Origin of the sequence: Butyrivibrio sp. WCD3002, from assembly GCF_000424265.1 — a bacterium.
Classification (GTDB): Bacteria; Bacillota; Clostridia; order Lachnospirales; family Lachnospiraceae; genus Butyrivibrio.
In genome coordinates, this window is record NZ_AUJO01000002.1 from 369,779 (window position 1) to 385,204 (window position 15,426).

The following is a 15,426-nucleotide window of genomic DNA, read 5'->3' on the forward strand; positions in this document are numbered from 1 at the left end:
ATGGAAAAACCCACGCTGTTTCATATATATTTATATAAGAGAAATAATGAGTCACTTATCGGAGGTCATTATGTCAAAAGACGAAAACGCAAAAAAAAAGGTTCGTACAACCAATTTCGCTGAACTTGCCAGTGATTTCATTAACTATAAACCAAAGATCACAAGGCCAAAGCAGTCCGTCACTCCTGACGATCCCTACTTTAAAGTCATGGATACCGGCCATCGTCTTCTTGTTGCCAAAAAGCGCGGTAAAGATATTTATGATCATCTTCCCGATGATCTTCAGCATATCCTGGTTGAGCTTGATGCCATTATTAAGGAAATGACTCTTGCTTCCATGGAAGATGACTTCGACTATAGCGTTCAGCTAAACAGAACCTATTTCAATATGTCGAGAATAAGTCGTCTTGCTTCTCTGTTGTCCTTTAAGCTTGGCCGCTTTACAAAAAATAAAACCGATGTAGAGCTTTATCTCGGAAATAACGGAAAAAGTGCAATGACCAATTTCGTAAATGAAATCTCCAAGTTTGCAAGTATGGCAGATGATCTTACAAGATCCTCCAACCTGTTTATGGACTATCTTGAGAAGGAATATACTCTCGATAAAGATCTTCTTGTTAAGCGTAAGGAAGATCCGATTCTCACTCCTCCCACTGCCGGAAGCAGTGACTGATCAGCGATTAACAATCAACTGAACATTACCGGTTCTTTTACCGAATAATTTGGCAATCTCATGGGTATCCATATACATATCTATGTGCTTGCCATTTATTTTGCCTCCGGTATCCTCGGCTACAAAAACATATCCTCCGATAAGAACCTTGGAGCCATACGGTATAACATCAGGATCAACAGCTATAGTCCTTCCCGAGAAGCACTTGGTATTGGTGGCTGTAATTCCATCTGTTTTGCCGCAGCAAAGGACGCATGCATCATAAGCTGTCAGTGTAAATGTACCCAGATCCTCTAATTCATTGCCGTATCTTTGCCATTCTGTTGTAGGGAACTCGCCATCTGTAACAGGAATGGTAATTCTGTTATCTGCCTGCTGAGTATCAGTAGGAGCTGCAAACTTCCCATACACTCCGCTATAACCGGTATTCTGATCTGCACTGTTTGCAAACACGCGGCTTCCAAGAAGCATATTGTCACCGATTCTCGTGGAGTCATCTGTTACAGATCTGAACCACCTGCTGTTGGCGATTCCATGTCCCGGTATATCTGTAAATCCCCTGGGGGTATCTACCGACACACTTTTGGCCGCAATTTTCACTCCCATAACCTGGGGCTCATTTGCGGCTGTATATGTACTTCCTGCAGGATCTGTTTTGATAATCACATCATCCTTTATCAGGCCGTCATATTCTGAATTTAATCCGGCTACTTCCTTTGCAAAGGCAGCCATTCTAACATCCACAACTGCTTCACTTGTTTCAACGGGTGCAGCTGCTTCGCCTATACTGTCTGCCGGCATAGCAGTATCAATATTCTCTTCACTCAAAAAATCGCTGAATGCTTTTAGTCTCTCATCCTCTTCGCCGGATACAGGCTGCGTGGCAGCACTTCCGGAATTACTTGCCACACCGGTATTTCCTGTAACTTTCTGTGTACCCGTCTTTTTAGGCGCAGTAATAATACCGTCCCGTCCAGTGCTTTGTTCCTTGGGTGAACTCTCAGCACCTTCATCTGTCAAAAGATCACTAAAAGCTCTAAGCCTGTCGTCGGTATTTTCAGAAAAGTTTGAAGTATCCGGTAATGACTGATAATCCGCCTCGTTATCCTGATCAAAACCTGCATTTTCATCCGGCATCTGCCTGGCCGATGGATCTGCCGCATCAAAGATAATCTCGTCTGAGGGCATAGGGGTATAAAGGCTGCCTGTTACTCCCGGTGTTGCCGCCATACAGACAACCATAAGAGATAAGCATTCAGTTCCCTTAAAATACCGCCTTAATCTCATATAATCCCTGTCCGTTACTTGGCATGTACCTTACCATAGTGTCACCTATGACAACCCATTCTCCAAACTTAAGTCCCTGTTCATTTGTATCCTGCCAATGTGAATAAATTGCAGAAGCAAGAAGGTCTCCGTTTCTGCTTATAGAATTGGTAAAGAATCTCAGGACTTCATAATCATAGTATGCAATCAGATCCACATCTCCTATGACGCCGCTCATAATCTTTCTGTCGCCGCCAAGTGATGTTGCCACCATGATCGAATATCCGTTGATGTCTGAATTCTTATAAAGTGCGAGCCTGTCTACAACATAGGATGCATTATCGTTCTCTACCAGTGAAGTCAACCTTATGGTATTGCTGTAAACAGTCAGTCTCCTGTATTTACCCATAACCGCCTGAAGTTTTTGCTGCATCTGTGATGCGTTTGCAACAAAGCAGTCAAAGGTGCCGGCTTCGTTGGCTGTAAGCCAGCTGTTTCGCATGGGAATATCCACATCCAACATCTTTTTGGACAGCATTCGAACACCGCTGGCTTCAACATAATATCCGTCGAAAGCAAAGCAGTCGGAATGATGAACTCCATCAGGTGTCACGTAATACCACGCATTTGCCTGATTCTCAACAGGCACCCACTCACCGCCTCTTACAATGGCAGCATTCGTAGCATCTGCTGTTATTCCCGTATGTTTTCCTATAGTGGGATCAATTATAGACACAGTAATGGTAGCCGCAAGAAGCCCCACCGCTGCAGTAGTCGCCAGAACCTTTCTGGTAAACCCGTTCTTAGACTGAAAATTATGTACGCTTTTCATACAGTCCCCCTCAAAACCATAATCAAGTATCTCTATATATTGTGGTTTTATATTTTTTCATACAGATTATAACAAATAATATTTGATTATACTCGCATAAATCGAATTTTCCACATTTTGGACAGATAATTATAATTTCTTCTTCAAAGTTAGGATATTTTGCCCATCCTTATGCTCGTAAATTACATCGTCCATGACCTTCTTGGTCATAAAAATACCAAGACCTCCGATCTGTCTCTCCGCAACAGGAATCGTAAGATCGGGGTCTTCCTTCTCGAGAGGATTATAAGGCACACCGGTGTCTCTGAATTGAACAGATAATTCACCGGCTTCCTTATCTACATTCACCAGAATAGCAGCATTGCCCTTCCCCGGAGCATAAGCATAGTGGGCGATATTAACAAATATCTCCTCTACTGCAAGATTTACCTGCATAGCAGTCTTAGGGGCTGCTCCTGCTTCATCGAGGGTTTCCTCTATAAAAGCCATAACATCATTAAGCTGATTAACATCTGCTTCTATCTCTAATTTTTTCATATGCCCTTTTCCATATCTTCCATTATAATCATTCGATAGTAAGGATATCTGAAAACCGGTTACTTCGAAAATCTCGCTGACTTCTTCACTTACATTCTTTACAACCATCTTACCCTGTTTGTTCATCTTTTTCTGAGCAGACAGAAGAACGCGAAGTCCTGCGGAAGAAATGTATTCAAGCTTTGCAAAATCAAATGTGAGCTCCTCGATATTCTCAAGAGAACCATTGATCTCTTCTTCGAGGCCGGGTGCTGTAGTAGTATCAAGTCTTCCTTCAAGTGAGATAGTTAATGCCTTTCCATTTACGTCCTTATTTATTGTCATTTTGTCCTCTCCTCTCAATGAAAAACAATCATAGAATTCTGTTTTTCCTCAGAAAAACTAAAGCCTATATATAATTTTACATCACATTAGTTCGTTTTAAAACGGAATTTAGATAATGTTAATATTTACATTGCATTTTCCTATCTCTTCATCTATCCGCTTTTTGATTTTGGTTGAAATATCTCTTATTTCTTTATAGGTCATATCGGGATGAAACTGTAATGAAATATCGATATTTTTATAACTGCCGTTGACCCTGCTCTTTATATCTCCCAAAAGCTCATAGGAATCATAGAACTCATTGAGAACTTTTATTATTAAAAGCTGGCTTTCTTCATCCAGAGTAAGGTCTATAAGTTCTTGCACAGCGCTGCTCAGGTGATGCCCGATTTCAATAGAAAAAGGAACTATCAGTATGATACATACAATGGGTGAAAAATAAACTATCCACTTGGTATTATGGAAAATTATTCCGATAATGAGCGTAAAGATTGTGATAAAGTCAAATACGAATTCTTTTTTGGCACTAAGGAAAGCAGTATGAACTATACGGCTGTGGTCCTTTTCCGTTAACAGCTTTTCTCTATACAAAATAAAAAGGTCTATGAGAAGTCCGACGGCACTGATAATAAGAGCCAGCTCAAGATTCCTCTCCCCTCCTGGATAGATCAGTTTGCGAACAGCAAATAAAAGCACACATCCAAGACCTGCAAGATCAAAGATTTCACATGTCTGGGCAGTTATCGCCTCGATTTTCCCTATTCCGTAATTGAACATGAATTTTAGATTTTTCATCAGCTTCGCAGAAATGATCAGCAGAAGAATTCCCGGAGCTACAATGCTTACATTTTCAATAAACTCCATCCAGACAATCATGGAATTACTGGCTATAGCTGCGAGAAATGATGTAATAACTCCGGGGATGCGCCACAGAACAAGAAGTAATGCCAACTTATGCTGCCTTAAAAATACGTCTTTACTCATCTTCCCCTCCCAGGTGAATTCACAGTGCAAGATCAAAGTCATCATATTTAGCAGCCAGCTCCTTAATATGTGCTGCGGTATGTTCTATTCTGATGGCTGTAAGCTCCTTTTTATTAGAAATGCCGGCTACAATCTGTCCAAGAAATCGAATATATCCAAGAAGCTTTATCTTATCAAAGATCACGGAAAGCTTATCATCACTTACGCCTTCAAAATAATATCTTATGGTGTGCTCCCAGATATGATCTGCCGTATCCTGTGTTATGCCAAGGAATTCCTCTGAATTGCCGGGCTCATCTTCCGCATAGGCACAATAACATACGAAAAGTCCCTGAAGGTCAAATATCGCCTGCCCTGTTGAGAGGGTATCCATATCGATAAGCATTGGTTCATCATCTGAGATCATCACATTTTTCATGTGATAATCACCATGAATAACGTGCATATCATCAGGCATCTCTTCTATCATGGCGCGGCACTTATTGGCAGTTTCCTTATCAAGATGCTCTTCTATCTGGTCCATATAGCGAAGGAATGTGTTTTTGGCAAGCGGCAAGATCCCGGGCTCCATCAGGGTCCCATGTACTACCTTTGCCAGCTCTGCCAGCTTTTTTTCTATCTCATCAAGCCTCTGTGGTTCTTCAATGATAATGTCGTTGAAGCTTTTTGATTTTAAAAGTTCAAAGACTGAACCGTAGCGTCCGTCTTCCGACTTAACTATGTCAAAGGAAATGGCTGTGGGAATACCCTTTACGAAAGCCATCTTTGCCATCTTCTTTTCATTTTCAATCATGGGAATAGCATCAGGAGAATCATACATTTTGACAATTGTATCCTGATCAATACGATAGACGGTGCCATAGAAGCCCTTGCCGATCTGCTCACAGCCGTCTAATGAAATTACTCTGTATTTTTTCTTAATATCTAAAATCTCAGTAAAACCTGTAGTCTCAAAAATGCTGTAGACATCAGGTGAAACCTCAATGATAGTCAGCTCATCATCAATTAACTTGCGGATTTTCATAAGGACGCGAAGTCCCGCACTGGATATGTACTCCAAATCTGATGCATCAAAAACAGTCTTCCTGCCTCCACTGTTTTTAAGGAGTGGGATAAGCTTCTCCTCCCACTCGAGAGCATTACCTGAATCTATCCTGCCTTCGAGTTTTAAAACCAGTCTGTCAGTAGCCATAAGCTTTACCTCCATTCCCAGCCTTCATCTTCTACCTGCTTTTTAACAGAAAGAACATGTCTGTCATAACTTGCGTATCGCTCATCGCCTCTATGATCAGGGAGTAATTCTTCACCATAGAGTCTTCTTAAATCCTGTCCAAGAAACTTGGTATATTTTGTACTTCCATAATAATTCAAATGAGAGCTTCCATCAGAAAAATCCGAGCCACCTTCATAGTCAATTCCGAAATCCTCCGGATGCTTGAATGTGTAATCGTAATAAACGTGACTTACGCCCTTTGCCTGAAGTTCAAGAACGTATTTTTCAAGCCAGTTATATCTGAGATCCTCTTCGTTCTCCATAACTTCATTGCCGTCATTTATGGCATAGGGAATACTTGTTATATAGAGCTGTATGCCCTTTCCCCCGGTGTATTCGATTATCTTATTCAGGTATTCCACGGATTTATCAGATGGTGCCTTCACTTCATCAAGTCGCAAAACAGGACTTTGGAAGGACTGATTGTGGAATCTTGGGCTGTATCCCTTGAAGGCCTCATAATCGAACTCAAAGGCTTCCTTTACATCCTCTGCTTTTAGCTGCGAGTATCTGTCATGATATCCGAAATACGCAGGGAAATATTTATCAATAAGTTCAAGATTACCATCAAGCGCCACATTCATCATCCTGAGCTTGTTCATGGAAAACTTCATGCCATAAAGGGTGTCATCCATGAAGTAATACTTATCTTCATAATCATCCTGATAAATTGCAGGAGTGAAAAAATCAAGAACTATTACCTTGGGGTTTTGATTTTTGCAAAACTCCTTTATGTAATAATATGAGCACCACAGGGGCTGTTCAGCTGATGAATAGTCATAGGCCGTTATGCCGTAATCATTGAACAGACATGCTGTATTGATTCCGCAGTGAACATGGCTTGAACCTATCATGGCAACATCAATTGTATCCTCGGGCTGATGATACAATGCGCTTCCCTGAATGATACCTGCCTCCGAACGCTCCTTTAATATAGTATCGGACACAGATAGGGCAGTTATTATAACTATTATACTAATAATTGTAGCAATAAATGATCTCATTTTTATCCTTTTTGCCGTTTTTGATTGTTTTTTTCATTATTGCAGCCGGTCAGCTGCACGTCCGGATCAGAACTGCATATATACGAAGCTTCTTATCTCTTCGCCGGATCCATATTTTCCAAAAATAAGTATCACGATGATAAATACAGTAAAGAACACTGCTCTTTTTATAAGGCCAAAGTCAAGACGTATCACTTCAGGCGGAATGGTGTCTTTCCTGTATGCGATCACATCCATAACAATAAGTGCCATCATGCAGATAGCAAGAAGCCACCACTCAAAGCTTCCCATTCCAAGAAGAAGCTCTTCTTCAAATTTCAGTCCTTCAGTCAGCGCTGCAGGATTGGCAAAGGGAATCATACCTTTTATAAATGCCGTTGCATTCTCCATGCTGCTTGCACGGAAGAAAATCCATGCAAAGGACACCAGAAGGAAATTCACAATTCTTCCGCTCATACCTTTTACAAGGAATGCGGCAGATGATTTTCTAAGGTAGCCTGCAAGAACATTGAACACGCCGTGAAGAAGTCCCCAGATTATAAAGGTCACTCCCACACCATGCCAGATACCGCTTACGAAGAATACCATCATGACATTGAATATCTTACGAACAGCACCTTTTCTGTTTCCGCCAAGAGTAATATACACATAGTCCTTAAGGAAATTGCTGAGAGAAATATGCCAGCTTCTCCAGAACTCTACGATATTCTCTGTAAGGTAAGGGGTCTTGAAATTCTGTGTGATATCTATACCAAACATTACTGAGATACCCATCATTATGTTGGTGTATCCTGCAAAGTCGCAGTAAATCTGCATGGTATAGAGAATTGAAGTCAGGATCAGAGTCACAGAACCATACTGCGTCGGATCTTCGAATACGATATCAACCACGCCGCCGATTCTGTCGGCAAGAACCATTTTCATAAATAATCCCCAGGTAAGATATGTAAGGGATTTAAGTGCTCTTTCCTTATCAAAAAACTTTGCCTTCTCGCAGTTATCTATCTGCTCGCTAAAGGGCTGCTCTCTTTCAATAGGGCCGCTTATCCACTTGGGAAACCAGGTCATATAAAGAGCAAATTTAAAGGGATTTTTCTGAGCTTTTCTTTTGCCCATGGTGATATCAGCAAGATAGCTGATTGCCTGAAAGGTATAAAAAGAGAGGCCTATAGGCGCTGCAAATTTAAAGATGCCTGAGAGCTTTTCGGATCCCAGAAACTCTCCCAAAAAGGGGAAATACTTCCAGCCAAAAAGAATAAGGGCAAGAGCAGCTACGCCCATACCTCCGATGATCTTAAGTGCTTTATTTTTTTCCGCATCCGAAATAAGCAGCCCCGTAAGCCAGGTAAATGCCGTCATAGCAAGAAGTACAAGCAGGCCAAAGCCGTGTCCCTGCCAGTAAATGAACAGAATACTTGCCGCAAGCAATACATAGCTGCGAAGCTTTTTCGGACAGATATTAAAAATCACAAATAATATGAAGATAAAAGCCAGTGTTGAAAACTGAAAGTGCATTTTTCCTCCGGTAATGTTTAATCGTTAAGCGGTGCAACCTTCTTACTGTATACCTTCTTAAAGAATACAGTAGAAAGTCCAAGAGATGCAATCTCTGCGATAGGGAAAGCCCACCATACGGCGTTGACATTGCCTGTAAGTGAAAGAAGCCATGCCACAGGAATAAGCACCACCAGCTGACGTCCAACAGATACGATCAGTGAATAAATACTCTCTGAAAATGCCTGAAAGACTGAGCCTAGTGCGATACAGATTCCGGCAATAGGGAAGCTTAAGCTTATTATTCTAAGGGCCGGAACACCGATTACATCCATTTCTGCTGAAGCGTTGAATAGCGCAAGCAGAACTTTAGGTAAAATCTGGAAACTCAATGTACCTGCTACCATTATTCCAACCGCAAGTGTAATGGTGAATCTGAGAGCATCTTCGATTCTCTTTTTATATCCTGCTCCAAAGTTATAAGCAAGAACAGGAATAAGTCCGTTGTTCAGACCGAAAATCGGCATAAAGAAGAAGCTCTGAAGCTTGAAGTACACACCAAATACGGCAGCTGCTGTGGTGGAGAAACCGATAAGTATCAGATTCATGGCATAGGTCATGATAGAACCGATGGACATCATAAGGATTGAAGGTACACCAACATAATATATCTCCTTTACAATGTCAGCTTTTGGCGAGAATATGAGCTTTGGTCTTATATTTATATCAGGGTTCTTTTTGAGGTTGCAGAAAAGTCCCACAGATGATCCAACTATCTGACCCAAAACCGTAGCAACCGCTGCACCTGTAACTCCCATTCTGGGGAATCCGCAAAGTCCAAAGATCATAATAGGATCAAAGATAATATTGATAACTGCGCCTGTCATCTGAGATGCCATACTGAAAACCGTGCGTCCCGTTGACTGAAGCATTCTCTCAAAGGTCATCTGGAAGAATATTCCCGCAGAGCAGAGGCAGATTATTCTAAGATACTGAACTGCATATTCGATGATAAGCGGATCATTTGTCTGAGTACGAATAAAGGGCTCAACGAAAAATACACCTATAATAAAGAACACGAGATAATTCATAAGTGTAAGAAGTATCGTAGTATTTGCAGCCGCATCGGATCTGTCGAATTTCTTTTCTCCAAGAGATCTTGAAAGCAGAGCGTTCATACCTACGCCTGTACCTGAACCGAGAGCTATCATGAAGTTCTGGAGCGGGAAAGCCAGTGTTACTGCAGTAAGCGCTGCCTCATCAATTCTAGCAACAAAGATACTGTCCACAACATTGTAGAGAGCCTGCACCAGCATGGATGCCATCATAGGCAGTGACATAGTGATTATAAGTTTCTTAACGGGCAAAACACCCATCTTGTTTTCAGTAGCTGACATTATTACCTCGTCTTTCCGTATTTTAATAACTAAATCAAATGGTCTCGCAAAACATAATGCGACAATAAAAGATTTTATATTAAACATTGTATCATGTAAACCATCACATCTGAAATCATTAAAACAGCATTAAAACAGGGCGACGAAAAAGGAGCTGCGCTCCGGCAGCCCCTTTGACCAGTTCATGGCTTATATTTTTTACTTAACTATCATACCTGTCTCTCTGTCTGCAAATACGCCGACCATGATGAGGAATACAATACCCATGATAAGTTGCTGGGTTTTGGGCTCTATTCCAAGCATTACAAGACCTGCTGTGAGAATCTTGTAAGTGAGGGCACCGAGGATGATGTTGTAGAATTTTACCTTGGCACCGCCGTTTACAGGCATTCCTCCAAGAACCAGTGCGATCATTATCTGTGTCTCAAGCTGATTACCTGCTGTGGAGGTAACAGAGCCAACCTTGATACTGTTGATGAAGGCTGCAAGGCCTGTTATCATGCCTGCTGCCATGTATACCAGCATCTTGGTTCTCTCAACTCTTACTCCCGCAAACCTTGCTGCAGTCTCTCCTGCACCTATGGCCTTAAGTCTGTTTCCAAGACCTGTGTACTGGAATACAGTAAAGGCCACTGCCAGAATTAACAGCGTGAATGCCAGGTTAAAGCTCATTGTGTTAAAGGATGTAATGTTGGATACGCCGTAAACAGGACTTTTTGTGGTGGCGTAGGCAACCATTCCGCGAAGCAGATACATGTTGCAGATAGTAACGATAAAGGATGTGATCTTGCGCTTTACATTAAAGAAGCCATTTACAAGACCGATCACTCCGCCTGTTATGACGCCGCAAAGAACTGCCAGCACTATGTTGTAGTTGGATAAAAAGCACACAACCACAGAGCATATTCCAAGCATGGACCCCTGAGAGAAATCAAGTCCTCCCATGGTCATTACCATGAATACACCTACGCAGGCGATAAGCAGCACGTAGGATTGTGACAACAGCAGCTTAAGGTTACCTGCGGTATACAGCTGTCCTCCTGTCAAAATGGCAAACAGGACAACTATGAATATGAACCCTGCAAAGGGCATTACATTTCTGATAATCGGACGCTCCATAAATGGGACGTTCAGTTTTTTTGCATTTTCCATAAAACCTCCCCGTTATACCATCTTTGCAATGAGATCGGTGTCCTTAAGATCGGGCGATCTTTTGAATTCACCGTTTTTACGGCCATCCTTCATAATAATGATCCTGTCTGCCATACCAAGAAGCTCTGAAATCTCCTCGGAGATCATGATTATGGATTTGCCGCTTTTTCTCATATTGTCCATCATCTGATAGATATCAGCCTTAACTTTGACATCGATACCACGGGTAGGCGAATCAAGAACGATGATGTCGGAGTTTTTACCGATCCATCTGGCAAGAACCACCTTCTGCTTATTACCACCTGAAAGAGCTGACATAAACTGATGCACGCCTTCCATCTTGGTACTCATCTGCTTTGCATATTTTTCCGCAAACTCCTTCTCATCTTTTCCATGAAGGATGTGGTTACGCTTGATGTCTTCAAGAGACGGCAGGCAGATATTATCCTGAATGGTATCGTTGATTACAAGTGATTCATTGTCCCTGTCCTTGGATGCGTAAGCTATGCTGTGTTTTATGGCTGTTGTGATGTCACTTATCTGAGTGCCGTCAGCAAGAGTTACGCTGCCTTCTCTGTCATAGGACGCTCCAAAGAGAGCTTTTCCCACTTCATGCATTCCGCACTCGGAAAGGCCGCCGATACCAATGATCTCGCCCTTGTGAAGTTCGATTCCAAAGTCCTCGATTTCTCCTTTAACTGTCAGATGCTCACCTTTTAAAACAACCTCGTCGGATACGGTCTCGTCATAGTCTGTGCGATAGTAGTTGTTACTCATCTCACGACCTACCATGAGTTTTTTCAGATCATCGGTATTAACTGAATCGCTTTTTACCGTATCAATCAGAACGCCATCTCGTAGAACGCTTATATTATCAGACTGCTCCAAAACTTCGTCCAGATCATGGGATATGAAAATAACACATCTTCCATCATCTTTTGTCTGCTTCATAACCTTAAAGAGTTCTTTTCTGCCCTTTTCTCCAAGAGCTGTTGTGGTCTCATCAACCACCAGAACCTGAGGTTTAAAATGCGTAGCTTTAACGATCTCGATGAGTTTTCTGTCCTCAAAGTTGTATTTATCTATGATGTCCGTTGCCTTGATGTAGTTAAAACCATAGGCATCAAGAAGCTCCTGTGCTTTTCTGTTCATGGCCTTGGTATTTTTCACATGGAAATTTGTAAACTCATTTTCTTTTCCAAGGAAAATATTCTCTGCAACGGTCAGTCCCGAAAGCGTACCTATTTCCTGAACTATAATGGCAACGCCCTGATAATTTCCATCCACCTGGTTTTTTGCATTAACTTCTTTTCCTCCAAGAGTAAAGGTACCTGTATCCTTGTGATATATGCCGGTCAGGCAGGATGTGAAGGTGGACTTACCGGATCCGTTCTCGCCTATAAGCGCATGCACTTCTCCTTTGTAAAAGTCGAGAGTGACATGGTCTATTGCATGTGTGACGCCGAAATTCTTATCTATCTGCTCGGCATGAAGTAATACTTCGCTCATGTCTGCCCTCCTTACTTCACAACTACGCCCTTAACAGGCTTGATGGTCATTGTTACGATTGCAAGCAGGACTACGCCGGTTACGATATTCTGAACTGTGGTGGGTGCGCCGAGAGCAACAAAGCCCTGGAAAAGGAGCTGGATTATAAACTCACCGACTACTATTGCGATTACGGGATGTCCATACTTTTTAAAGGCAAGGCCAAAAAACGTCCCCATAAGAGGCGGGAAGTTTCGGCTCATTGATTGCAGGTTTGATGCACTTGTCATGGAGGTTCCATAGGAAATTGTGAGGATAGCCTCGACGCCTACGAAAAATCCGCAGAGCACGAATGCAACAACCTTGTACTTATCTACATTTACACCCATGTTTTTGGCAACCACTTCGTTGGATCCAATGGCATAGGTGTATGTTCCGATCTTTGTGTACTTCAGGATAAAACCGCAGAGGAAAAATGCAGCAAGGGCAAGGATCAGATTCCCCGGATAATCTCCAAATGCCCTGTACTGTGTCGCAAGAATAGCCTCTTTTCCATTGGTGGCAAAAATGGATAAAGCCTCATAAACAAGGGAAAGTCCTGCGGTTACGATAAGTGATGAAATCCTGAGTTTAATATATACAAGTCCGTTGAGGAGTCCCACCAAAACGCCACTGATCATTGGCGCGATAAGGAGTCCCGCATATCCGAAACGTTCGCTCATATTTACTGCAAGCACCGATGAAAGCACGATGTTTGCGCCTACACTCATATCAAAAGGGCCCATTACGCAGATAAAATAAAGGCCGCAGCCTCCTACAGCATAATAAAGAGCCGTCTTTAGATAAGTCTGAAGTTTATCAAAATCTCCGAAGGTCTGGGGTGCTAAAACTTTGAAAACAGCCCAGAACAAAAAAGTTAACAGCGCCAGGAGCACAAGACCGTACCAATGGCTCTGTTTAAATTCCTGAAACTTACTCATATAGTCCTCCCTAAAGGAAAATAAGAAGTTCTGATCCAATCAGGTGCAAATACTTCTTTTTTGTGATGCCGGATATTCCCCGGATGGCGGAGAATACCCGGCACCTGTATTTTTTAGAGGTGTTTTTATCTAAACATTAGTTGTTGTGACGAGAGATAACGTCGTCGATTGAAAGATTTGAAGCTGCCTTGTTGAGGTCGTCAAAGCTGTAGCCGGCCATCTCTGCAAGCTCTTCATCTGTGTAAGGATCATCGTTTACGAAATACTTCTCATAATTGGAATAATCGTCAGGAGATGATACATACAGATAAGGGAAGAGAATCTCATATCCGAAGGTTCCTTCTTCTTTTACATAGTTGCCTTTAACTGCGTTAAGTACAAGGTAGAATGCAAAGAGAGGATCACAGAAGTGTCCGCCTGACTCTGCAAACATTCCGCCGGACTTAAGCTGATCTGCAAGGTCATCAAGGAAGTCTGTTGATACAACATCAACTTTGCCTGTAAGACCTTCATTTGCATAGGCACCGATTGAACCAACAAGAGGATCGCCACCGCCACCTGCTACGATGAGGGCATCCATTCCGGGATTGGAGTTGTAAAGTGACATAGCTGCTGCAGCACCTTCTTCTGAAGATGTATTTGCATATACGGGCTCAGTCATTGTTGCGGGATCATCTGCATGAGCTGCATTCCACTCATCGATTGCCTGCTGATAGCCCTGCCATCTAAGCTGGAATGTAGCATCACCAACTGTCCATGCCTCAAGACCGATTGTTCTGTCGCCATTCTCAAGAAGGAGATTAACAAGTGTATAACCGTTTGTTACCTCATCTTCGTGTACAGCGCCGATATAGTACTTGGAGTCACAAGCTGTCTTGTAAACTTCAGGGCTGTTATCCTTGGAAATGATACGGAAGAACTGTGCGATATAAACGCCGTGCTCTGTACATGTGTTGATTGCTGATGTCATTTCAGAATCTGCTGAGTTACAGATGATGATTCCCTGGCAGCCTGCTGCGCAAAGCTGCTCAACTGATGCCGTAACCTGCTCTGATACATGTCCCTGATCAACATACTGAACTTCAACGCCTGTTGCTTTAGCTGCCTTGTCCACGATCTTTTTGCACTGGCTACCAAGAACGTCTGTTGAACTCCAGATTGAAACACCAATCTTGATCTTGTCAGATCCGCCGCCTGAGGATGAGCCATCTGCACTTGATGAAGCCGCATTGCCGCAGCCTGTTATCAAAGATGCTGCCATGATTCCTGCCATGAGCAGTGATCCCAACCTTTTGATACTCTTTTTCATAAATCCATAACCCTCCTTATAGTGTTGAAAAATATATTTACCGGCCCAGGCCATCCATGAACCGATTTAGTTACCTCTTCTATTTAAGTCCCTTTACTTCAAAGGTCTTACTGCTCTGATCCCCGAAATTAACACCTGCTGCCTGAGCTGCCGAGTTGTCGTAGGACACTGATACTATCACCTGATCGCCGTTAGACAGCTCTTTGTTTTTGTCGATGCTAAAAGATATGGATGATACTGCATTTATATATTTGGTAAGCTCTGTCAGATCCTCAACCTCATCCATTTCCTTTATCTTCTTTTCCCCGCCAACCATCTCGGTTTCCATCCCGTCATAGTCCACATTTACGAAAGCGGTGCCTTCCCCATTTTTGCCGCTAAAGTCCACTGTGACGTAATCGAGAATATTGGTTACTCCGTCCGCAGTATCTATTTTTTGATTTTTCCCTGCGCCGCAGCCTGTCATGAAAAGTGTTACTGTCATGGCTGCAGCCGTTATCTTTAAAATGAATTTTCTATGATTAAACACCGATAGCCCTCCCCAGCTAAAAGAAATTTCCCCCGAAATAAAGAAAAAACATCGTTAACAGATTGTTCTGTTTACGATGTTAATTCTACCAACTGTATTTTTTTGTAATTAGCACAATTTAGAAAAAGTCACTGTCAAAATTTTGAAATGAGTGAAACTCCCATACCTCGAAGCTACAGGAAGT

At 42.2% G+C, this 15,426-nt stretch carries 14 protein-coding genes; 1 reads left to right on the forward strand and 13 read right to left on the reverse strand.

Annotated elements, in window-relative coordinates; all coding sequences use genetic code 11:
* Positions 1-70: 70 nt before the first annotated feature.
* Positions 71-673, forward strand: a complete 603-nt coding sequence (locus G608_RS0104960; RefSeq protein WP_026495110.1) for a hypothetical protein — start codon at positions 71-73, stop codon at positions 671-673.
* On the opposite strand, the gene G608_RS23855 is transcribed toward G608_RS0104960, so the two are convergent.
* The 13 genes from G608_RS23855 to G608_RS0105025 form a co-directional block, all read right to left on the reverse strand.
* Positions 674-1,960, reverse strand: a complete 1,287-nt coding sequence (locus G608_RS23855) for a 3D domain-containing protein (RefSeq protein WP_242829338.1) — start codon at positions 1,958-1,960, stop codon at positions 674-676.
* Positions 1,938-2,771 carry a hypothetical protein gene (locus G608_RS0104970; protein WP_026495111.1) on the reverse strand — a complete coding sequence of 278 codons (834 nt, stop codon included), beginning with the start codon at positions 2,769-2,771 and terminating at the stop codon, positions 1,938-1,940. Before G608_RS0104970 ends, G608_RS23855 begins: the two co-directional genes overlap by 23 nt.
* Before the next feature lie 129 nt (positions 2,772-2,900).
* Positions 2,901-3,632 carry an anti-sigma factor antagonist gene (locus tag G608_RS24260; RefSeq protein WP_330366885.1) on the reverse strand — a complete coding sequence of 244 codons (732 nt, stop codon included), beginning with the start codon at positions 3,630-3,632 and terminating at the stop codon, positions 2,901-2,903.
* Positions 3,633-3,740: 108 nt separating this feature from the next.
* Complete coding sequence (locus G608_RS0104980; RefSeq protein WP_026495113.1) at positions 3,741-4,616, reverse strand: cation transporter; 876 nt, start codon at positions 4,614-4,616, stop codon at positions 3,741-3,743.
* Between the two features lie 19 nt (positions 4,617-4,635).
* Positions 4,636-5,808: an anti-sigma factor antagonist gene (locus G608_RS22225; RefSeq protein WP_196810134.1), complete on the reverse strand. Its 1,173-nt coding sequence runs from the start codon at positions 5,806-5,808 to the stop codon at positions 4,636-4,638.
* Between the two features lie 5 nt (positions 5,809-5,813).
* The gene (locus tag G608_RS0104990) at positions 5,814-6,893 is read right to left on the reverse strand and encodes a hypothetical protein (protein ID WP_026495114.1); all 1,080 of its coding nucleotides are present in this window, start codon (positions 6,891-6,893) and stop codon (positions 5,814-5,816) included.
* A 66-nt stretch (positions 6,894-6,959) separates the two neighbouring features.
* A complete protein-coding gene (locus tag G608_RS0104995; RefSeq protein WP_026495115.1) occupies positions 6,960-8,408 on the reverse strand; it encodes an MBOAT family O-acyltransferase in 1,449 nt (482 codons plus the stop codon).
* A gap of 17 nt (positions 8,409-8,425) precedes the next feature.
* Positions 8,426-9,784 (reverse strand): MATE family efflux transporter, encoded by a 1,359-nt coding sequence (locus tag G608_RS0105000; RefSeq protein ID WP_026495116.1) that lies wholly within the window; start codon positions 9,782-9,784, stop codon positions 8,426-8,428.
* A 198-nt stretch (positions 9,785-9,982) separates the two neighbouring features.
* The gene (locus G608_RS0105005; protein WP_026495117.1) at positions 9,983-10,936 is read right to left on the reverse strand and encodes an ABC transporter permease; all 954 of its coding nucleotides are present in this window, start codon (positions 10,934-10,936) and stop codon (positions 9,983-9,985) included.
* A 12-nt stretch (positions 10,937-10,948) separates the two neighbouring features.
* Positions 10,949-12,445 (reverse strand): sugar ABC transporter ATP-binding protein, encoded by a 1,497-nt coding sequence (locus tag G608_RS0105010; RefSeq protein WP_026495118.1) that lies wholly within the window; start codon positions 12,443-12,445, stop codon positions 10,949-10,951.
* An 11-nt stretch (positions 12,446-12,456) separates the two neighbouring features.
* Positions 12,457-13,404 (reverse strand): ABC transporter permease, encoded by a 948-nt coding sequence (locus G608_RS0105015; protein WP_026495119.1) that lies wholly within the window; start codon positions 13,402-13,404, stop codon positions 12,457-12,459.
* 136 nt (positions 13,405-13,540) lie between these two features.
* Positions 13,541-14,713: a sugar ABC transporter substrate-binding protein gene (locus tag G608_RS0105020; RefSeq protein WP_026495120.1), complete on the reverse strand. Its 1,173-nt coding sequence runs from the start codon at positions 14,711-14,713 to the stop codon at positions 13,541-13,543.
* Between the two features lie 79 nt (positions 14,714-14,792).
* Positions 14,793-15,242, reverse strand: a complete 450-nt coding sequence (locus tag G608_RS0105025; protein WP_026495121.1) for a hypothetical protein — start codon at positions 15,240-15,242, stop codon at positions 14,793-14,795.
* Positions 15,243-15,426: the final 184 nt, after the last annotated feature.